A 20,141-nucleotide genomic window follows, 5' to 3' on the forward strand; every position below is an offset into this window, starting at 1 on the left:
CACCCTCAGCTGGTTCCGATGATCGACATCACTCTCGAAAATTTCCAGGCCGAACTGATCGAAGGCTCAGTGGCCACGCCGGTGCTGCTGGACATCTGGGCCGAATGGTGCGGCCCCTGCAAACAGCTGGGCCCGGTGCTCGAAAAGCTCGAAGTCGAGTACGCCGGCCGCTTCACGCTGGCCAAGCTCGACGCCGACAAGGTGCCGCAGATTTCGTCGCAGCTGTCCGAAATGTTCGGCGTGCGCAGCATCCCGTTCTGCGTGATGTTCAAGGACGGCCAGCCGGTGGACGGCTTTGTCGGCGCCATTCCGGCCGAGAAGATCCGCGAATTCCTCGACAAGCACGTGCCGGGCGCCGACGAGGCCGAGGCCGCCTCTGAAGAAGCCGCCGCGCAGGAAGCGCTGGCCGAGGGCGACACCCAGGGCGCGCTCGAACGGCTGCAGCACGCCGTGGCCACCGACCCGGCCAACGACGACGCCCGCTTCGACTACATCAAGCTGCTGCTGCAGGAAGGCCGCGTCGACGACGCCAAGGTCGCCTTTGCCCCGGTGATCGCCAAGACCACGCTGGTACGCCGCTTCGATGCATTGCAGCGCTGGATGGATGCTATCGATTTCGCAGCACCGGTGGCAGGCGCCGCGCCTGCGATCGCCGAGTTCGAGGCGAAGATCGCCGCCAACAAGCGCGACTTCGACGCCCGCTTCGGCCGTGCCCGCCTGCTGATGGCCGCACAGCGCTGGACCGACGCGATGGACGAGCTGCTCGACATCCTGATGCGCGACAAGACCTGGAGCGAAGACCTGGCCCGCAAGACCTACATCGCCATCCTCGACCTGATCGAGCCGCCGAAGGTGAAGGTGGCCGACGGGCAGATCCCGCCGGACGATCCGGTGGTGGCCACTTATCGCCGCCGCCTCAGCAGCATCGTGCTGAGCTGATCCGGAAAGCGGATCCACAAAGCGACCCTCGGGGTCGCTTTTTCGTGGCCGCCTCGAATACGATCACGCCCGATTCAACTTGTTGCAGATTGAAAAGGAAGACTGGCCATGCGCTCCTTCGCCCGCCGTATCGTGTTTCCCCTTCTTGCCACGACGGCGCTGCTGACCGCCCTGACCGGTTGCGGCAGCGGCATCAGCCTCGACGAACCAATCGAAGGGCCGGTCTGGCGCCTTGCTCAGTTGGGTGAAGAGCCGGTCGGGCAGAGCGAAGCGCAAGTTCAGTTCGACCGCAGCAGCGGCCGCGTCAGCGGATCGGGCGGCTGCAACCGCATCTCCGGCACATTCACGCGCAGCGGCATCACACTGAAGATCGGCCAACTGGCCTCTACCCGCATGGCCTGCGCGGACCCGGCGCGTGGGGCCAATGAAGCGCAGTTCATTTCCGCGCTGCAGAGCACCGCGAGCTACCGGCTGGCGGGGCCGAGCCGGCTGGCGCTGCTGGACGGCGGCGGGCGGACGGTGGCGCTGTTGAATTCGGGAACGTCGCGCTGAAGGATCAGCCCGTCAGGCGCTCCAGCGCCTCGCGGTACTTGGCAGCCGTCTTCTCGATGACCTCAGCCGGCAGGCGCGGCGCCGGGGGCGTCTTGTCCCACGGCTTGCCGTTGATCTTGGTGGCTTCGAGCCAGTCGCGCACGAACTGCTTGTCATAGCTCGGCGGGTTGGCGCCGGTGGCCAGCGCGGCCTGGTAGCCCTCGACCGGCCAATAGCGCGAGCTGTCTGGCGTGAGCACTTCGTCCATCAGCACGAGCGTGCCGGCCTCGTCCAGGCCGAACTCGAACTTGGTGTCGGCAATGATCATTCCCTTGGTCAGGGCGATCTGGGCGGCGGTTTCGTAGATGGCGATGCTGGTCTCGCGGATCTGCTGGGCCAGCTTGGGGCCGACGATCTCGACCACGCGGTCGTAGCTGATGTTCTCGTCGTGCTCGCCGGCCGCGGCCTTGGCGGCGGGCGTGAAGATCGGGCGCGGCAGCTTGCTGGCGTTGGTCAGGCCCTCGGGCAGCGGCACGCCGCAGACCGATCGGCTTTCCTGGTATTCCTTCCAGCCGCTGCCGGCCAGGTAGCCGCGCACCACGGCCTCGACCGGAATGGGCTTCAGGCGCTTGACCAGCATCGAGCGGCCCGTGACCTGAGGCACCTCGTCGGGTGTTACAGCGCTTTCGGGCGCGTCGCCGGTCAGGTGGTTGGGGCAGATCTGGCCCAGCCGCTCGAACCACCACAGCGCCATCTGCGTGAGGATCTCGCCCTTGCCGGGAATGGGCTCGCCCATGATCACGTCGAAGGCGCTGAGCCGGTCGCTCGCGACCATCAGGATGCGGTCTTCGCCGACGGCGTAGTTGTCGCGCACCTTGCCGCGCGCAAGCAGGGGCAGGCTCTGGATGGAGGAGGTGTGGACGGTGGTCATGGGAACAGATGCTGTGGGGAAACTGATGACGGGAAAGCGGATTGTGCGCGCAGAAAAAAGCCACCGCGAACGGTGGCCCTCGAATCGCAGGGAAGTTTTTAGACGACTTCCTGAGCCAGTTCGCCCTTGGCGTACTTGGCGGCGACCACTTGCAGCGTGTCGCCCTTGATCTTGGCGCCCTGGCCTTCGCAGCCGAACTCGATGTAGCGCTGCTTGCAGATCAGCTTTGCGGCCTCGCGCGCGGGCTTGAGCCACTCGCGGGCGTCGAACTTCTCGGGGTTCTCGGCCAGGAACTTGCGCACCGCGCCGGTCATGGCCAGGCGGATGTCGGTGTCGATGTTGATCTTGCGCACGCCGTGCTTGATGGCTTCCTGGATTTCCTTGACGGGCACGCCGTAGGTTTCCTTCATGTTGCCGCCGTACTGGCGAATGATGGCCAGCAGTTCCTGCGGAACGCTCGACGAGCCGTGCATCACCAGATGGGTGTTGGGAATGCGGCGGTGGATTTCCTTGATGCGGTCGATCGCCAGGATGTCGCCGGTGGGCTCGCGCGTGAACTTGTAGGCGCCGTGGCTGGTGCCGATCGCGATGGCCAGCGCGTCGATCTGGGTGCGCTTGACGAAGTCGGCGGCCTGCTCGGGGTCGGTGAGCAGCTGTTCGCGCGTCATGGTGTCGTCGGTGCCGTGGCCGTCTTCCTTGTCGCCCTTCATGGTCTCGAGCGAACCGAGGCAGCCGAGCTCGCCTTCGACGGTAACGCCCAGGCGGTGGGCCATGTCCGACACCTTCTTGGTGACGTCAACGTTGTAGTCGTAGCTGGCGATGGTCTTGCCGTCGGCCTCGAGCGAGCCGTCCATCATGACCGAGCTGAAGCCCAGGTCGATGGCGCCCTTGCAGACGTCGGGGTTCTGGCCGTGGTCCTGGTGCATGACCAGCGGGATGTTCGGGTACTGCTCGATGGCGGCCTGGATCAGGTGCTTGATGAAGGCTTCGCCGGCGTATTTGCGGGCGCCTGCGCTGGCTTGCAGGATGACGGGCGCGCCGGTTTCCTTGGCGGCCTCCATGACGGCCTGGACCTGTTCGAGGTTGTTGACGTTGAAGGCCGGAATGCCGTAGCCATTGGCTGCGGCATGGTCGAGCAGTTCGCGCATCGAGACGAGTGCCATGGAAATACCTCGCGGAAATTAGGGAAAGAAGAAGGCTGAAAGACAGGAGAAAACTGCCGCAATTCTACCGAGCCCCCTTGTGGGACAGGACTGACGCCAACCCGAGGAACTCCATCACCGGCGGCAGCACCGGCCCACCCAGCCACTGGATGGGCCTGGCGAAAGCGCCGATCAGCGTCACGTGGCTCAGGTTGTCGAACAGCCTGACCTGCACCGGCACGCCCGCCGCGCGCAGCGCCGTGGCCATCTGCCCGGTGTTGCGGTCGGGGTAGACCAGGTCGTCTTTCGATGCCGCCATGAGCAGCGCGCGCGGCGAGGCTGGCGTGACATGCACCAGCGGCTGCGAGTCGGGCGGCGTGTCCGGCCAGTTGAAGGCGGCCTGCGCCTGCGGGTCGCCGATGGGCAGGAAGTCGTAGGGGCCGGCCAGGCCGATCCAGCCCGCGAGTTGCTTCGGGCTGGCGCCCACCTCGCCGAGCCAGCGCTCGTCGAGTGCCACCATCGCGGTGTTGTAGCCACCCGAGCTGTGCCCCATCACGAACACCTGCTTCGGATCGGCACCCAGCCGGGCCGCGTTGTCGAGCGCCCATTTGACGGCCAGCGCGCTGTCGCGCACGAACGCCGGGTAGGTGAAGGCCGGCGACAGCCCGTAGTCGGGCACCACCACCACCGCGCCGCGCGCGGCCAGCGCCTCGCCGACGAACCTGTAGCTGGCGCGGTCGCCGGTCGTCCAGGTGCCGCCGTAGAAGAACACGACCAGCGGCCGCACACCCTGGGCCGGCCGGGTGGCCGGCAACGGCTGGTACACGTCGAGCAACTGGCGGGGCGCCTGGCCGTAGGCGATGCCGCCCTGGAACCGGTAGGTGTCGGTGGGCACCAGGCCGTTGAGCACCTTGACCGGCGAGCAGGCCGGGAGCACTGCGGCGGCGATGACGCAGAGGGCGATGAAGAAAGCGCCGCGGCGCCGGCGGAGTGACGCGAAGGTGGGAAGACTCATCGCAACAGTACGCACGCGGGCGGGCGCCGGTTTCGTCAGATCGGCAACTGCGTGGTCGACAGCACCTGCTTGAGCACAACGAAAGTCCGGACCTGCCGCACGCCCGGCAGGTACAGCAGCTGCTCGGCATGCAGGTGGTTGAAGCTGTCGTTGTCGCGCGTGCGCACGAGCATGAAGTAATCGAACTCGCCCGTGACCACATGGCATTCGAGGCAGCCCGACACCTTCTGCGCGGCCTTCTCGAAATCGGCGAACGAGTCGGGCGTGGAGCGGTCGAGCACCACGCCGATCATCACGAGCATGCCGACGTCGAGCGCGTCGGCATCGAGCAGGGCGACGATGCCCTTGATGAACCCCTCCGCCTTGAGCCGCTCGACGCGGCGCAGGCAGGCGGCTGCACTGAGATTGACCTTGGCGGCCAGCGCCACGTTCGACAGCGAGGCGTCGCGCTGAAGGGCGCGGAGGATGGCGCGGTCGGTGCGATCGAGCTCCGGCGCGATACGCAATTTTGTTGTGTTCATGCCTTATTTTTCGGCTTGAAAGTTTTCGATCTGGCCATAGTGCCTTTTTTTCTCTAGAGAATCCACAAAACTTCGCAAGCACGTTGCGTTCGCTTCTTTCTACGATCTAAGGCTTCAACTCCCTGGAGCCGCTCCCATGAATCTGAAGAAGTTTCCCCGCTACGCCCTGACCTTCGGCCCCACGCCGATTCACCCGCTGAAGCGGCTGAGCGCGCACCTCGGCGGCAAGGTCGATCTGTACGCCAAGCGCGAGGACTGCAACAGCGGCCTGGCCTTCGGCGGCAACAAGACGCGCAAGCTCGAATACCTGATCCCCGAGGCGCTCGAGGGCGGCTACGACACGCTGGTGTCCATCGGCGGCATCCAGTCGAACCAGACGCGGCAGGTGGCCGCGGTGGCCGCGCACCTCGGGCTGAAATGCGTGCTGGTGCAGGAGAACTGGGTCAACTACTCCGACGCGGTGTACGACCGGGTCGGCAACATCGAGATGTCACGCATCATGGGCGCCGACGTGCGGCTGGACGCGGCAGGATTCGACATCGGCATCCGCAAGAGCTGGGAAGACGCGATGGAGAGCGTGCGCAAGGCAGGCGGCAAGCCGTTTCCGATTCCGGCGGGCTGCTCGGAGCATCCGCGCGGCGGGCTCGGCTTCGTCGCCTTTGCCGAAGAAGTGCGCCAGCAGGAGGCCGAGCTGGGCTTCAAGTTCGACTACATCGTGGTCTGCGCGGTCACCGGCAGCACGCAAGCCGGCATGGTGGTGGGCTTCGCGGCCGACGGCCGGGCCGACCGCGTGATCGGCATCGACGCCTCGGCCAAGCCGCAGCAGACCTTCGACCAGATCCTGCGCATCGCGAAGAACACGGCCGAGCTGGTGGAGCTGGGCCGCGACATCACCGAGAAAGACGTGGTGCTCGACCGCCGCTTCGGCGGCCCCGAGTACGGGCTGCCGAACGACGGCACGCTGGAAGCCATTCGCCTGTGCGCGCGCTTCGAGGGCATGCTGACCGACCCCGTGTACGAGGGCAAGTCGATGCACGGGATGATCGAGAAGGTGCGGCTGGGGGAATTCCCGGCCGGCTCGAAGGTGCTGTATGCGCACCTGGGCGGGGTGCCCGCGCTGAACGCCTACAGCTTCCTGTTCCGCAACGGTTGAGCCGATTCAGCTCGCGCGGCAGATCTTGAGCATGTTGGTGCCGCCCGGGGCACCCATCGGCTCGCCGCAGGTAATGGCGTAGACGTCGCCGCTCTGCACGATGCCGCGCTTCTTCAGGTGGTTTTCGGCCTGCTGCAGCGCGGTGTCGCGGTCGCTTTCCGAATCCATCAGCAGCGGACGCACGTTGCGATACAGCGCCAGCTTGCGCTGCGTGGCCAGCCGCGAGGTCAGCGCGTACATGGGAATGTGCGCGCGGTGGCGGCTCATCCACAGGATGGTGGAGCCCGACTCGGTCAGCGCCACGATGGCCTTGGCGCCCAGGTGGTGGGCCGTGAACAGCGCGCCCATGGCGATCGACTGGTCGATGCGGCTGTAGGTCTTGCCGCTGAAATCGGCGTCGAGCGTCTTGTCTTCGGCAGCTTCGGCGGCTTCGCAGATGCGGCTCATCTCCTGCACGGTCTCGAGCGGGTAGCGGCCCGAGGCGGTCTCGGCCGAGAGCATCACGGCGTCGGTGCCGTCGAGCACGGCGTTGGCCACGTCGCTCACTTCGGCGCGCGTGGGCACGGGGTTGGTGATCATCGACTCCATCATCTGGGTCGCGGTAATGACCACCTTGTCCATGTCGCGCGCCATGCGGATCATTTTTTTCTGCAGCGCCGGCACGGCCGCATTGCCCACCTCGACCGCGAGGTCGCCGCGCGCGACCATGATGCCGTCGCTGGCGCGCAGGATTTCTTCCAGCTTGGGGATGGCTTCGGCGCGTTCGATCTTGGCGATCATGCCGGGCTTGTGGCCGTACTCGGCCGCGGCCACGTTGCACAGCTGGCGCGCCATTTCCATGTCGGTGGCGTTCTTCGGGAAGCTCACGGCCACGTAGTCGGCCTGGAAGCTCATCGCGGTCTTGATGTCTTCCATGTCCTTGGCGGTCAACGCGGGCGCCGTGAGGCCACCACCCTGCTTGTTGATGCCCTTGTTGTTCGACAGCTCGCCGCCCAGCTTGACGGTGGTGTGCACGGCCTCGCCCTTGACGGCGTCGACAGTCAGCACGATGAGGCCGTCGTTCAGCAGCAGCCTGTCGCCGGGCTTCACGTCGCGCGGGAGGTCTTTGTAGTCGAGGCCCACGGCATCGGCGTCGCCGAGTTCGGTGCGCGAGGCGTCGAGCACGAACTTGGCGCCCGGCTCCAGCCAGACCTTGCCCTGCGCGAACTTGCCGACGCGGATCTTGGGGCCCTGCAGGTCGGCCATGATGGCCACTTCGCGGCCGGCCTTGCGGGCGGCTTCGCGCACCATGGCGGCGCGGTCGATGTGGTCTTGCGCGGTGCCGTGGCTGAAGTTCAGCCGCACCACGCTGACCTTGGCCTGGATCATCTTTTCCAGCAATTCGGGGGTGCTGGACGCCGGACCGAGCGTGGCAACGATCTTGGTGGCGTGGCGGGGGATGCGGTCCGTGCTCATGAGGGTAGTCTCCGTTTTGTATTCGCTACTGTATACACTTTGTGTGTCGGACGGAAGTCACCCATGGGTTTTCCCGCGCAGGGCCTTGCTCAACCGGCCGCGCGCTTCGACAGGATCTCGAAGGCCGGCAGAGTCTTGCCTTCCAGCACTTCCAGGAAGGCGCCGCCGCCGGTCGAGATGTAGCCGACCTGCTTTTCGATGCCGTACTTGGCGATGGCCGCCAGCGTGTCGCCGCCACCGGCGATAGAGAAGGCACTGCTCTCGGCAATGGCCTGCGCGATGGCCTTGGTGCCATTGGCGAAGGCGTCGAACTCGAACACGCCCACCGGGCCGTTCCAGACGATGGTGCCGGCTTCGCGCAGCTGCGCGGCCAGGATCGCGGCCGTCTTCGGGCCGATGTCGAGGATCAGGTCGTCGTCGGCCACATCGCTTGCGTCCTTGACGGTGGCAGCCGCGTCGGCCGCGAAGGTCTTGGCCGTGACCACGTCCACCGGAATCGGCACGTCGGCGCCGCGCGCGCGCATGGCGTCGATCACCGCCTTGGCCTGGTCGACCAGGTCGGGCTCGGCCAGCGACTTGCCGATCTTCAGGCCGGCCGCCAGCATGAAGGTGTTGGCGATGCCGCCACCCACGATCAGCTGGTCGACATTGGCCGACAGGCTCTTGAGGATGGTGAGCTTGGTGCTGACCTTGGAGCCGGCCACGATGGCCACCAGCGGCCGCTTGGGTTGCGCCAGCGCCTTGGTGATGGCGTCGATCTCGGCCGCCAGCAGCGGGCCGGCCGCGGCGATCTTCGCGAACTGCGCAATGCCGTAGGTGGTGGCCTCGGCGCGGTGGGCGGTGCCGAAGGCGTCGTTCACGTAGATGTCAGTGAGGGCGGCCAGCTTCTTGGCCAGTGCCTCGTCGTTCTTCTTCTCGCCCTTGTTGACGCGGCAGTTCTCGAGCAGCACGACCTGACCGGGCTTGACGTCGACGCCGTCGACCCAGTTGGAGACCAGCGGCACCCCATTTTCGTACGGGTGGCCGAGCAGCTCGCCCAGGCGCTTGGCGACGGGGGCAAGCGAGTCTTCGGGCTTGAACTCGCCTTCGGTCGGGCGGCCCAGGTGCGACGTGACCATCACTGCTGCACCAGCGTCGAGCGCCAGCTGGATGCAAGGCACCGAGGCGCGCACGCGCGTGTCTTCGGTGATGTTGCCTGCGTCGTCCTGCGGCACGTTGAGGTCGGCACGGATGAAGACGCGCTGGCCGGCGGCTTTGCCCTGTGCGCAGAGGTCGGTGAATCGAATGACGTTCATGGATCTGGAGGAGGTGGAAGACGGGTCGGCCTGCATTGTAGGTTTGGCCCCACTGCCGCTCTACGCGCCTGTTGCAGCGCTCCGATGCTTTTCAGCCCTTTTGCTGCGCCTTGGCGAAGCTTTCGAGAACGCCGACAAAGCTCGCGGCGGCCGGCGACAGCGAGCGCCGCGCCGCGCTGTAGACGCACACCTCGCGGTGAAAGTCGGGCGATTCGAGCCTCACCATCTGCAGGCCATGGGCACGCACCAGCGGCGCCGAATAGGTCGGGCACACCGTGAGCCCCAGCCCAGAGGCCACCATGCCGAGGGCGGTGGTCATGTACGACACCTCCTGCGTGGCGGGGCGCAACATGTAGTCGCGCTCTGCCGGGGCCAGCTCGGGCAGCACGCGCTGGCGAAAGTCGCGCGTGGGGGCGATGAAGGTGTAGGGCTCGAGCTCGTGCCATCGCACCTTGCGGCGGTTGGCAAAGGCATGGCCGGGCGGGCAGATCAGCCAGTGCCGGTCGCGCAGCAGCGTGCGGCGCTCGATGGCGCTGTCGACGGCCACGTCCTGCCCCACGGCCAACTCCACGTCGCCGGCCGTCACCCCCGCGAGCAGGTTCTCGGGCAGCGTGTCGGTCAGGCGCACATCCACGTCGGGGTACTGCTCGCGGTAGAGCGCGATCACGCGTGGCATCAACGTGCAGGCCATGAGCTGCGGCGCCGCAAGCCGTAGCAAGCCTTTCTTCTTGTCACGCAAATCCGTGACGCCGGCCACCGCGCTCGTCAGGTCGCCGAGCAGGCGATGCACCGACGGCAAGAACTCGCGCCCCGCCTCCGACAGCTGCACGCTGCGGGTGTTGCGGTCGAGCAGCTGCACACCCATCTCTCGCTCCAACTCACGCACCAGCACGCTGAGCGCCGACTGCGTGAGATGAAGTTGCAGCGCCGCCGCGGTGAAGCTGCCGGTTTCGGCCACGGCGGCAAAGGCGCGCAACTGGCGCAGGGTGAGATTCATATATACGGTTATTTCATCAATCGATGAATTAATTTCGATTGCATCATAAGACGCGGCATCGCCCAATAACGGCTCACTGGAGACACGAGCCATGCCGATCCCCCCACCCGTGCGCGGGCTGCACCACTTCGCCTGGCGCTGCCGCGACAGCGAGGAAACCCGCCGCTTCTACGAAGACCTGCTGGGCCTGCCGCTGGCCCACGTCATCAAGAGCGACCACGTGCCGAGCACGGGCGAGTACTGCCCCTACGTGCACATCTTTTTCCAGATGCGCGACGGCTCGTACATCGCCTTCTTCGACCTCGGCGACGACATCGCCGCACTGCCCTCGCCCAACACGCCCTCGTGGGTGAACCACATCGCGCTGCGGGTCGATTCGGTGGCCGACCTGCTGGCGGCCAAGGCGCGGCTCGAAGGCGCGGGCGTCGAGGTACTGGGCGTGACCGACCACCACATCATCGAATCGATCTACTTCTTCGACCCCAACGGCATTCGCGTGGAACTGACCACGCCGACCGTGCCGCAAACGGAGATGGACGCGCACGCGCTGCGCGCTCGCGCCGACCTCGATGCGTGGACCGCGCGCAAGGCCGAACTTCGTGCGACAGCAGCAAAGGGTGCGCCGAATGTCTGAGCTGCAACTCGCCGTCATCGACGTGAAGCCCGGCGCGGCGATGGAGAGCCAGTCGGGCCTGCAGATGCTGCGCCCGCGCATCTACGGCGCCTTCCGCGCACCGCAAGGCCCGAAGAAGGTCGCCGCCATCGTGATGCACCCGACCAGCAACTTCATGGGCCACTACCTGATCGGCCCGCTGGCCGAGCGCGGCATCTGCTGCATGGGGCTCAACTCGCGCTTCGTGGGCAACGACACGGTGCTGCTGATGGAGCGTGCCATTCAAGACCTGGGCGCCGGCGTGCAGTACCTGCGCGCTGCCGGCTACGAAAAGGTGTTTCTCGTCGGCAACTCGGGCGGCGCGGCGCTCGCGAGCTTCTACCAGGCGCAGGCCGAGAAGCTCACGGCCACGCACCTGCCCGACGGTGACCCCACGCACCTGCACCCGAGCGACCTTCCGCCCGTGGACGGCATCGCGCTGTGCGCCGCGCACCTGGGCCGCACGCGGCTGATGCGCGACTGGATCGACCCGTCGGTCACCGACGAGCACGACCCGCTCTCGGTGAACCCCGAACTCGACATGTACGACCCGCGCCACCGCGTGCCCTACGACAGCGACTTTCTCGCACGCTTCAGCGCGGCGCAGAAGGCACGGCTGGACCGCATCGAGCAATGGGCCATCGACCGGCTTGCCTTGCTGCGCAACACGCCGGGCGCGCCGCGCGACCAGACCTTCATCGTCTATCGCACGCATGCCGATCCGCGCTGCGTGGACCTGTCGCTCGACCCCAACGACCGCCTTCCGGGCAGCGTGTGGGGCGACGCCCGGCAGGTGAACTACTCGGCCAATGCGATGGGGCGTACCACCTCGCTGACGGCGTTTCTCTCGCAATGGTCGTCACGCTCGCAGGCCGACGGGCCGACGAACCTCGCGCGAACCACGGTGCCGAAGCTGCTGCTGACCTACACGGGCGACCAGTCGACCTTTCCGAGCACGCGCGATGCGTGGATGGCCGCGGGCGAGTCGCGCATCCGCAACGTCGACATCGTCGGCGGCAACCACTATCTCGCGGGTCAGCCGGAGTTGATCCCCAAGGCGGCGGACGCCATCGCCGAGTTCGCGCACGCGCTGTAGAAGAGACATGGAAAACTTTGCTTTCGCGCCGGCCTACGAGCTGCCGGTCTGGCCCTTCACGCCACCGCCCGAACTGGGCAGCACGAAGCCCGTGCGCCACCCCATAGTGATCGTCGGTGCCGGCCCCTCGGGCCTCACGCTGGCCTGCGACCTCGCACAACGCGGCGTGCGCGCCGTGCTGCTCGACGAAGACGACACCGTCGGCGTGCGCGGCGCCTCGTCGCGCGGCATCTGCTATGCGCAGAAGAGCCTGGAGATCTTCGAACGCCTGGGCATCTACGAACGCATCGCGGCCAAGGGCATCACCTGGTCGTTCGGGCGCACCTTCTCCGGCGAGCAGGAGGTCTACAACTTCAACCTGCAGGCCAACAGCGTCTCGAGGCAGCCGCCCTTCATCAACCTGCAGCAGTTCTACGTCGAGTGGTTTCTGGTCGAGCGCATCCTCGAACTCGGGCTGACCGACGTGCGCTGGAAGAGCCGCGTCACGCGCGTCGAGCAGCTGGCCGATGGCGTGCGCCTGGACATCGAAACGCCCGCCGGCAGCTACACCATCGAGGCGGACCGGCTGATCGACGCGACGGGCGCCAACAGCCCGATCCGCACCCAGCTGGGCATCGAGGCGCACGCGTCGCGCAGCACCGACCGCTGGTGCATCAGCGACGTGCGCTTCAGGAAGCCTCTGCCGACCGAGCGCTGGACCTGGGTCGATGCGCCCTTCAACGAAGGCCGCGGCGTATGGCAGCACCTGATGGCCGACGGCGTGTGGCGCATCGACTACCAGATGCCCGAAGACTGCGACACGGCCTATATCAGCCAGCCCGAAGTGGCGGGTGCGCGGTTGCGCGAGCAACTCGGGCCGGACGTGGAGTTCGAGTTCGTGTGGATCGGGCCGTACGGCTACCGCGACCACCTGCTCGACAGCTTCCGGCATGGCCGCGTGTTCTTCATCGGCGATGCGGCGCATGTGGTGAGTCCGTTCGGCGCGCGCGGGGGCAACAGCGGCATCCAGGATGCAGCGAACCTGGGCTGGAAGCTCGCGCTGGTCGCGCAGGGCAAGGCCGGCGACACCCTGCTCGACAGCTACGACGCGGAACGCCAACCCGCCGCGCAGCAGAACCTGCAGGTGACGAGCCGATCGGCACGCTTCCTGGCGCCGCGCTCGCCGGCCGAGCACACGCTGCGCCGCGCCGTGGTGGCGCTGGCGGCCCGCCATCCGTTTGCGCGGGCGCTGGTGAACACCGGGCGCATGTCGGTCGCCAACGACTACCCCGCCGCGCCGCTGCTACCCGAGGGCGCGCGTTCGGTGCAGAACCTGCCGCTGCGCTGGGCCGATGGCCGCGAGACGACGCTGATGCAGCTGCTGTCCGAAGGGACGCACTGCATCGGCCTCTGGTTCGCGCCGACGCGCGAGCAGGCGAAGGCGGCCCTCGACGCCACGGCGTCGCTGCCGCTGCACCTGCTGGCCGTGGGCGGCGACAGCGGCCTACCCACGCTGCAGGCCGACGACAGGCTCGCGAGCCATCTCGGCATCGGCGATGCGGGCAGCTTTGCTCTCGTGCGGCCCGACGCCTATCGCGCCGCCGTGCTGGCGAATGCCACACCGGAAATCATCGCCTCCGCCTTGCGCACCGCGCTGGGCCACGACAGCAACCCATGATCACCGAGCCCCGCATTCCCGACCCCGATGGCTTCTACGCGGCCCTGCTCGCCGCGCACGAAGGCCGCACCGACGCGCAGAGCGCCGACCTCAACGCCCGCCTCGTGCTGCTGCTGGCCAACCAGTGCGCCGACCAAGACGTGCTGCTCGCCTGCATCCGCGCAGCCGCCGAAGACACCACGACAACAACCGCCCCATGACCACTTCCGTCTCTTTCGCCTCTGCGTCCGACACCCGCGAGCAGAAGCCGCAACTGCGCGAGCTCGCGCCCGACGTCTACGGCTACATCAGCGACTTCGATCCCAACTGCGGCTTCGTCGTCGGCGACGAGCAGGTGGTGCTGATCGACACGCGCCCCACGCCGCGCATGGCGCGCGACTTTCTCGCGGCCATTCGCACGGTGACCGACAAGCCCATCCGCACCATCGTGCTCACGCACTACCACGCGGTGCGCGTGATGGGCGCAAGCGCCTTCGACGAAGTGAAGGACATCATCGCGAGCAACGGCACGCTCTACTGGATCCGCACGCGCGGCCAGGCCGATTTCGATTCGGAGGTCGGCCGCTTTCCGCGCCTGTTCGCCGGCGTCGAGGAGATTCCTGGCCTGACTCTTCCAACGAAGGTCTTCGAGCGCGAGATGACGCTGCAGCTCGGCGGTGGCCGTGAAATGCATCTGAAGGCGCTGGGCCGCGGTCACTCGGGCGGCGACACGGTCGCATGGCTGCCCGACTGCGGCGTGCTGTTCTCGGGCGACGTGGTGGAGAACCGCTGCGGCGTGTACGCGGGCGACGCCTACATCGGCGACTGGGCCGGCACGCTCGACGCGGTGGCGGCGCTGAAGCCGCGCATGCTGGTGCCCGGGCGCGGCGCGGTGCTGCAGGACGAAGCCGCATGCGCCGAGGCCATCGGCCTGACCAAGGCATTTCTCTCGACGCTGCTCGACAGCGTGAAGGCCGGCATCGCCGCGGGCGACACGCTCAAGGGCTGCTTTGCGCGCGCCGAGGCGGCGATGACGCCGCGCTTCGGCGACTGGCCCGTGTTCCAGCACGTGCTGCCCTTCGACGTCTCGCGCGCGTACGACGAACTGCGCGGCATCGAGCACCCCGTGGTGTGGACCGCGGAGCGTGACCGCGAGCTCTGGCAGACGCTGCGCGGCGAATGACCTGAACCGATTTCAAAACAAGCAACGGAGACAAGAGACGATGAAGCGATTCCTTCTGCCCCTGCTGAGTGCAGCCCTCACGCTGGCCAGCAGCCTTGCATCGGCGCAGCCGGCCGCCTACCCCAGCCAGCCCGTCAAATGGATCGTGCCCTACGTGGCCGGCGGTGGCACCGACAACCTGGCTCGCACGCTCGCCGAGGCGATGCAGCCTTCGCTCGGGCAGCCGCTCATCATCGACAACCGGCCCGGCGCGTCCACCAACATCGGCGTGTCCGTGATGATGCAGGCCAAGCCTGACGGCTACACGATCATGCAGGCCGAGAACGCGGCGCTGCTCTTCAACGAGCACATGTTCGCCAAGCTGCCGTACAAGCCTGCAAGCGACTTCACCTACATCGGCACCATCGGCCGCTTTCCGGTGGCGCTGGTGGTGCACCCCGACTTTCCCGCGAAGAACGTGGCCGAGTTCGTGCGCTACGTGAAGGCCAACCCCGACAAGGTGAGCTACGCCTCGCCCGGCAACGGCTCGCCGCACCACATGGCGATGGAGCTCTTCAAGCAGAAGGCCGGCCTGACGATCACGCACGTGCCGTACAAGGGCGCCGCGCCCGCCATGACCGACGTGATGGGGGGCCAGGTGCCGACGATGATGCTGGACCTGGCCTCGGGCCTGCCGATCATCAGGTCGGGCAAGGTGCGGGTGCTGGCCATAGCGCTGCCGCAGCGCGCGAGCGCCCTGCCCGAGGTGCCGACCTTCGTCGAGGCTGGTTTCAGCGACGTCAACGCCTACGCCTTCCACGGCCTGATCGGCCCGGCCGGCATGCCGCCCGAAACGGTGGCGCGGCTCAACGGCGAACTGCACAAGGCGATGAAGGCGCCGAAGGTGGTGAAGCTGTTCGCGGACTTCGGCTTCGAGGCGCTGCCCGGAACGCCGCAGGATTTCTACAAGCTGTCTCGCGCCGAGAGCGAGCGCTGGGGAAAGATCATTGCGGCCGCTGGCGTGAAGCTGGATTGACGAGCCACGAGCCCCCCGGGCTTTTCACTTCGCTTCGCTGCGTGTAACTCCACCCCCCAAGGGGGAGGCGCGGCCCGCCTTGGGGCGGCCCGGCGGCGGCCGCCCGTTACCAGCCCAGGCCGAGGTGCAGCGGCAGGTACACCGCCATGCCGGCGAGCATGGTGCCCAGCACGCCGCGTCGCCAGTAGAAGTAAGCCGCGCCGACGACCGCCGCATACAGGCGGGCGTCGTGCAGCGTGGTGATGAGATGGCCCTGCGTCATGACGATCTCGGGCGCGATCACGCCCGCGAGCGCGGCGGCCGGCGCGTAGTGCAGCGCGCGGTGCGCCCACTCGGGCAGGCCCCAGGGCCGGTCGAGGATGAAGAAGAAGCAGCGCGTGAGCACGGTGACGAGCGCCAGCCCGACGATCACGCCCATGGTCCACCAGTCGGTGCTCGCGCCCGTTCCGCTCACTTGTCGTCCTCCGCGGTGGGGTCGAGGCCGAACTGCTTTTCGAGCCAGAAGCACAGCAGCACGGCCACGCCGATGGCGACCACGATGTTGAGCTTCAGCGGCAGCGAGTAAGCCGCGACGGCAGTGGCGCCGGCAATCAGCGCGGCCAGCACGCGCAGGCGCGTCGTTGCCATCGAGCAGACGATGGCCACCAGGCTCAGCACGCCAGCAAAGCTCAGGCCCCAGGTCTGCGGAATGAAGTTGGCCAGCGCCACGCCCAGCAGGCTCATGCCCATCCAGGCGCCCCAGGTCACGAAGTAATTGCCGGTGAGGTAGGCCTCTTGCGACTCCTGCTCGGCGATGGTCAGCGGCGGCTTCGGGTACTTCTTCGTGAAGAGCGCGTAGCTCATGTCCGCCGTGAGGTAGCCGTGCGTCATGCGGCGCCAGCGCGGCATGTGCATGAGGTAGGGCCGCAGGTGCAGGCTGAACACCACGAAGCGCAGGTTGACGCAGAAGCCCGTGGCCAGGATCACCCAGGCGGGGGCGCCCGCGAACAGCAGCGGAATCGCCGCCAGCTGCGAGCTGCCCGCGTACACAAGCAGCGTCATCGCCAGCGCCTCGACCGTGCTCATGTTCGACTTGACCATGGCCACGCCGGTCATGAGCCCCCACGCGCCGATGCCCATCGCCACCGGGGACATGTCGCGCATGCCGACGCGGAATTCAGGGCGGCTGCGGATGCTTTTCGAGAGAAACATCAGCCGAACACCTGCCCGGGCTTCAGGTCGAAGCCGCGCAGGAAATCGGCCACGGGCAGGCGCTTGCCGCCCGGACGCTGGAGTTCGGTGACGTTCACGACCGAGTCGGCTGCCGCGACGGCCACGCCGGCATCGCTGACGGCCAGGATCGTGCCCGGCGCGGCGGACGCCTCGGGCGAGCCTGCAGAGTGGGCGGCCCAGAGCTTGACGGTCTCGCCGTCGAGCGGGCTGTTGGCCCCCGGGAACGGGTCGAAGGCGCGAATGCGGCGCACGATGGCGTCGGCCGGCTGGGCCCAGTCGATCAGCGCTTCGTGCTTCTCGACCTTGTTGGCGTAGGTGACGCCTTCGGCGGGCTGCGGCGTGCGAGTGAGCGTACCGATGTGCGCCAGCGCCTCGACGATCATCTTTCCGCCCAGATCGGCCAGGCGGTCGTGCAGGCGCGCGGTGTTGTCATCGCTGCCGATGTCGACGGCCTCGCGCAGCAGCATGTCGCCGGTGTCGAGGCCGGCGTCCATCTGCATGATGGTGATGCCGGTCTGGGCGTCGCCCGCCTCGATGGCGCGGTGGATGGGCGCAGCGCCGCGCCAGCGCGGCAGCAGGCTGGCGTGGATGTTGAGGCAGCCGTGCGCCGGCAGGTCGAGCACCCACTGGGGCAGGATCAGGCCATAGGCCGCGACCACCATCACGTCGGGCCTGGCGGCCAGCAGGGTGTCGCGCGCGGCCGAGGCCTCGTCGGGGTACTTGCCGTCCAGTCGCAGGCTGCGCTGCTGCGCCACGGGCCAGTTGTTGGCAACAGCGCATTGCTTGACGGGGGAGGCCTGCAGCTTCATGCCGCGGCCGGCGGGGCGGTCGGGCTGGCTCATCACCAGCACGATGTCATGGCCGGCGGCGGCAATGGCTTCGAGGGCGACGCGCGCGAACTCGGGCGTGCCCGCAAAAACGACTCTGAGGCGGCTCAATCCCGGATCCGATCGAAATCGAGATCGTCCCCCGTGTGATAGCGCCGGACCACGCCGGTCGGATCGATGTAGATGTACAGCATGCGGCGCTCGTTCACGGCCTTGTAGCGCCAGGTCCAGACTGCACCGTCGAAAGAGCTGACACGGGTGATTTCATAGGGACGGCCATAGAAGGCCATCACGTCGTTCTGGCGCCACTGGTTGACCTTGATGTCGTAGCCGAAGCGCGCTTCGCTGAGCACCTGCGTCACCGAAACGACCTTGCCCGAAGCGTCGACGTCGATGTCGGTGACTTCAAAGCCGGCCGGCATGCGCGAGTACTGCAGCCGCTCGCCACCACCAGTGAGCGGGTAGCGACCGGTGGGGGCGCCCAGGCGCTGCAGGGTGTCGGCGGCGGTGGCACCGGGTTGCACGCGCGTGGGTTCGTTGGCGCAGCCGGCAATGAGCCCCAGCCCGGCGACCGCGAAGACCCCCAGTGCCGCAAGGGAGCCGAAGCGCCGTGCCGCCATGGCGTTCAAGCCCGTTCCCGCATGTCTTCGCGCTGTTGCTTCAGCAGCTTGCTCTTGATGCGGTTGCGCTTCAGGGGGGAGAGGTATTCGACGAACACCTTGCCCAGCAGGTGGTCGAGTTCGTGCTGGATACACACGGCCAGCAGACCGTCGGCCTCGATGCTGCGCGATTCGCCGTTCTCGTCGAGCGCCTGCACCTTGACCGATGTCGAGCGCATCACGCCGTCGTAGATGCCGGGCACCGACAGGCAGCCTTCTTCGTTCAGCACCTTTTCGTCGCTGGCCCAGGTGATTTCGGGATTGATGAGCACGATCGGCTGGTTACGCTCCTCGGACACGTCGATGACGACGAGGCGCTCGTGCACGTCGACCTGGGTCGCTGCCAAGCCGATGCCGTTGGCGTCGTACATGGTTTCCAGCATGTCGGCGACCAGGGTCTTGATGCGTGCGTCGACGCCTTGCACCGGCTTGGCCACGGTGTGCAGGCGTTTGTCCGGGTAACTCAGAATGATTCGTTTGGCCATGAAATCGGGGGAAAGTTGTGGCTATTTTCGCCAATTCCGCGACGTGACGCGCCATCTGGCCCCGAAAACGTTGCCCTCCCAAGGGGTTCAGCGCAGAATTCGTAGCAAATTGTGAGATTCGTATGCGCAGCGATACGTCGCGCGCTCACCCATCCAGACATGAAAAAGCTCAGACTCACCGACCGCCAGCGCCCCTCCCTCCTTGCCACGCTGATAGCCCTGGCGGTGATCGGCAGTTGCGGCGCCACGACAGCCTGGGCTCAGAACTACCCCGTCACGCCGCAACAACGCGCCACCGCCCAGCAGACCGCCCAGGCCGGCGTGCCGCTGAACGAACTGTCGCCCAAGGCACCCGACGAATACACCGTCAAGTCCGGCGACACGCTCTGGGCCATCTCCCGCCTCTACCTGCTGCACCCCTGGCGCTGGCCGGAGCTGTGGGGCATGAACATCAATGAAATCGCCAACCCGCACCGGATCTATCCGGGCCAGGTGCTCTACCTGGACAAGAGCGGTGGCCGCGCCCGCCTGACCACCCGCCGCGGCGGCTTCAGCGGCGACGGCGGAACCATCAAGCTGTCACCTCGCACCCGTTTCGACTCGCTGGCCGGCATGGCACTGCCCACGCTCAACCCGAGCATCATCGAGCCCTTCCTCAGCGAACCCATCGTGGTGGACGCCGGCACGCTGGAAAGCGCCCCGCGCATCGTTGCGGGCAACGACAGCCGCGTGCTGCTGTCGCGCGGCGACCGAGCCTATGCCCGCGGCAACGCCGAATCGCCGCTGGTCGAGACACCGGGCCCGGTGCAGAACTTCCGCATCTTCCGCAACGCCACGCCGCTGAAGGACCCGGGCACGGGCGAAATCCTCGGCTACGAGGCGCAGTACCTGGGCAAGGCCCGGCTGCAGCGCGGCGAATCGACCACCGTCGAAACGGTGGAAGACAAGGACGTCATCACCGTGGTGCCGGCCAGCATCGACATCATCGCGTCGCGCGAGGAAATGCGCGCCGGCGACCGCCTGCTGCCCGAGCCGCCGCGCCAGCTGCTGAGCTACGTGCCGCGCGCACCGTCGACACAGGTCGACGGCCGCATCATCTCGGTCTACGGCAACGCGGTGCAGTTCGCGGCGCAGAACCAGGTGGTGGCCATCAACAAGGGCACGCGCGACGGCATCGACAACGGCCACGTGCTGGCCATCCTGAAGAACGGCGAAACCATCCTCGACCGCACCGGCGCCCGCAAGGAAACCATCAAGCTGCCGAACGAACGCATCGGCCTGCTGATGGTGTTCCGCACCTTCGAGAAGGTTTCGTACGCGCTGGTGCTCGAAATCAACGACACTCCGCGCGCCGGCGACTTCCTCGTCAATCCCTGACCTGCGACTCCGGCTTTCCT

At 67.2% G+C, this 20,141-nt stretch carries 22 protein-coding genes; 10 read left to right on the forward strand and 12 right to left on the reverse strand.

Features of this window, described 5'->3' with window-relative positions; genetic code table 11:
* The first annotated feature begins 18 nt into the window (after window positions 1-18).
* Complete coding sequence (locus AC07O3_RS06510) at window positions 19-939, forward strand: tetratricopeptide repeat protein (protein ID WP_093076187.1); 921 nt, start codon at window positions 19-21, stop codon at window positions 937-939.
* A gap of 108 nt (window positions 940-1,047) precedes the next feature.
* Window positions 1,048-1,491 (forward strand): META domain-containing protein, encoded by a 444-nt coding sequence (locus tag AC07O3_RS06515; protein ID WP_495338870.1) that lies wholly within the window; start codon window positions 1,048-1,050, stop codon window positions 1,489-1,491.
* A 4-nt stretch (window positions 1,492-1,495) separates the two neighbouring features.
* Here AC07O3_RS06515 and AC07O3_RS06520 read toward each other — a convergent pair whose 3' ends face one another.
* The 4 genes from AC07O3_RS06520 to AC07O3_RS06535 form a co-directional block, all read right to left on the reverse strand.
* On the reverse strand, window positions 1,496-2,401 hold the full coding sequence (locus tag AC07O3_RS06520) for a phosphoribosylaminoimidazolesuccinocarboxamide synthase (protein ID WP_093055406.1): 906 nt from the start codon (window positions 2,399-2,401) through the stop codon (window positions 1,496-1,498).
* Window positions 2,402-2,499: 98 nt separating this feature from the next.
* Complete coding sequence (gene fba, locus AC07O3_RS06525; RefSeq protein WP_013544161.1) at window positions 2,500-3,564, reverse strand: class II fructose-bisphosphate aldolase; 1,065 nt, start codon at window positions 3,562-3,564, stop codon at window positions 2,500-2,502.
* 64 nt (window positions 3,565-3,628) lie between these two features.
* Window positions 3,629-4,558 carry an alpha/beta hydrolase gene (locus AC07O3_RS06530; protein WP_495338871.1) on the reverse strand — a complete coding sequence of 310 codons (930 nt, stop codon included), beginning with the start codon at window positions 4,556-4,558 and terminating at the stop codon, window positions 3,629-3,631.
* Between the two features lie 35 nt (window positions 4,559-4,593).
* On the reverse strand, window positions 4,594-5,079 hold the full coding sequence (locus tag AC07O3_RS06535) for an Lrp/AsnC family transcriptional regulator (RefSeq protein ID WP_495338872.1): 486 nt from the start codon (window positions 5,077-5,079) through the stop codon (window positions 4,594-4,596).
* A 136-nt stretch (window positions 5,080-5,215) separates the two neighbouring features.
* Between AC07O3_RS06535 and AC07O3_RS06540 the strand changes: the two genes are divergently transcribed.
* On the forward strand, window positions 5,216-6,232 hold the full coding sequence (locus tag AC07O3_RS06540; RefSeq protein WP_093055400.1) for a 1-aminocyclopropane-1-carboxylate deaminase: 1,017 nt from the start codon (window positions 5,216-5,218) through the stop codon (window positions 6,230-6,232).
* A 6-nt stretch (window positions 6,233-6,238) separates the two neighbouring features.
* Here the strand turns inward: AC07O3_RS06540 and pyk are convergent, their stop codons facing one another.
* The 3 genes from pyk to AC07O3_RS06555 all read right to left on the reverse strand — a co-directional run bounded on the left by pyk (window position 6,239) and on the right by AC07O3_RS06555 (window position 9,979).
* Window positions 6,239-7,687 (reverse strand): pyruvate kinase, encoded by a 1,449-nt coding sequence (gene pyk, locus AC07O3_RS06545; protein WP_093055398.1) that lies wholly within the window; start codon window positions 7,685-7,687, stop codon window positions 6,239-6,241.
* Window positions 7,688-7,776: 89 nt separating this feature from the next.
* On the reverse strand, window positions 7,777-8,982 hold the full coding sequence (locus AC07O3_RS06550) for a phosphoglycerate kinase (protein WP_093174294.1): 1,206 nt from the start codon (window positions 8,980-8,982) through the stop codon (window positions 7,777-7,779).
* A 91-nt stretch (window positions 8,983-9,073) separates the two neighbouring features.
* Complete coding sequence (locus tag AC07O3_RS06555) at window positions 9,074-9,979, reverse strand: LysR family transcriptional regulator (protein WP_093174339.1); 906 nt, start codon at window positions 9,977-9,979, stop codon at window positions 9,074-9,076.
* 91 nt (window positions 9,980-10,070) lie between these two features.
* Between AC07O3_RS06555 and AC07O3_RS06560 the strand changes: the two genes are divergently transcribed.
* From AC07O3_RS06560 to AC07O3_RS06585, 6 genes are read left to right on the forward strand one after another with little or no spacing between them, the layout of a single operon-like run.
* The gene (locus AC07O3_RS06560) at window positions 10,071-10,613 is read left to right on the forward strand and encodes a VOC family protein (RefSeq protein WP_093174341.1); all 543 of its coding nucleotides are present in this window, start codon (window positions 10,071-10,073) and stop codon (window positions 10,611-10,613) included.
* Window positions 10,606-11,727, forward strand: coding sequence for an alpha/beta hydrolase family protein (locus AC07O3_RS06565; protein WP_093174343.1), 1,122 nt, complete (start codon window positions 10,606-10,608; stop codon window positions 11,725-11,727). Before AC07O3_RS06560 ends, AC07O3_RS06565 begins: the two co-directional genes overlap by 8 nt.
* 7 nt (window positions 11,728-11,734) lie before the next feature.
* Window positions 11,735-13,384 carry an FAD-dependent oxidoreductase gene (locus AC07O3_RS06570; protein WP_495338873.1) on the forward strand — a complete coding sequence of 550 codons (1,650 nt, stop codon included), beginning with the start codon at window positions 11,735-11,737 and terminating at the stop codon, window positions 13,382-13,384.
* A complete protein-coding gene (locus tag AC07O3_RS06575; protein ID WP_093055387.1) occupies window positions 13,381-13,584 on the forward strand; it encodes a DUF2783 domain-containing protein in 204 nt (67 codons plus the stop codon). Before AC07O3_RS06570 ends, AC07O3_RS06575 begins: the two co-directional genes overlap by 4 nt.
* Complete coding sequence (locus AC07O3_RS06580; protein ID WP_495338874.1) at window positions 13,581-14,546, forward strand: MBL fold metallo-hydrolase; 966 nt, start codon at window positions 13,581-13,583, stop codon at window positions 14,544-14,546. The genes AC07O3_RS06575 and AC07O3_RS06580 overlap by 4 nt, the downstream gene beginning before the upstream one ends.
* 40 nt (window positions 14,547-14,586) lie before the next feature.
* Window positions 14,587-15,561: a Bug family tripartite tricarboxylate transporter substrate binding protein gene (locus AC07O3_RS06585; RefSeq protein WP_093076202.1), complete on the forward strand. Its 975-nt coding sequence runs from the start codon at window positions 14,587-14,589 to the stop codon at window positions 15,559-15,561.
* Window positions 15,562-15,667: 106 nt separating this feature from the next.
* On the opposite strand, the gene AC07O3_RS06590 is transcribed toward AC07O3_RS06585, so the two are convergent.
* From AC07O3_RS06590 to def, 5 genes are read right to left on the reverse strand one after another with little or no spacing between them, the layout of a single operon-like run.
* Window positions 15,668-15,979 carry an AzlD domain-containing protein gene (locus AC07O3_RS06590; RefSeq protein WP_093055509.1) on the reverse strand — a complete coding sequence of 104 codons (312 nt, stop codon included), beginning with the start codon at window positions 15,977-15,979 and terminating at the stop codon, window positions 15,668-15,670.
* 32 nt (window positions 15,980-16,011) lie between these two features.
* On the reverse strand, window positions 16,012-16,752 hold the full coding sequence (locus AC07O3_RS06595) for an AzlC family ABC transporter permease (RefSeq protein ID WP_093055381.1): 741 nt from the start codon (window positions 16,750-16,752) through the stop codon (window positions 16,012-16,014).
* A complete protein-coding gene (gene fmt / locus AC07O3_RS06600) occupies window positions 16,752-17,711 on the reverse strand; it encodes a methionyl-tRNA formyltransferase (protein WP_495338875.1) in 960 nt (319 codons plus the stop codon). Before fmt ends, AC07O3_RS06595 begins: the two co-directional genes overlap by 1 nt.
* A complete protein-coding gene (locus AC07O3_RS06605; RefSeq protein WP_093055377.1) occupies window positions 17,708-18,220 on the reverse strand; it encodes a hypothetical protein in 513 nt (170 codons plus the stop codon). The genes fmt and AC07O3_RS06605 overlap by 4 nt, the downstream gene beginning before the upstream one ends.
* A gap of 5 nt (window positions 18,221-18,225) precedes the next feature.
* Window positions 18,226-18,744 (reverse strand): peptide deformylase, encoded by a 519-nt coding sequence (gene def / locus AC07O3_RS06610; protein WP_093055375.1) that lies wholly within the window; start codon window positions 18,742-18,744, stop codon window positions 18,226-18,228.
* A gap of 159 nt (window positions 18,745-18,903) precedes the next feature.
* Between def and AC07O3_RS06615 the strand changes: the two genes are divergently transcribed.
* Complete coding sequence (locus tag AC07O3_RS06615) at window positions 18,904-20,121, forward strand: LysM peptidoglycan-binding domain-containing protein (RefSeq protein WP_495338876.1); 1,218 nt, start codon at window positions 18,904-18,906, stop codon at window positions 20,119-20,121.
* Window positions 20,122-20,141 lie beyond the last annotated feature (20 nt).

It is taken from the genome of Variovorax sp. GW821-FHT09D05 (genome assembly GCF_059416325.1).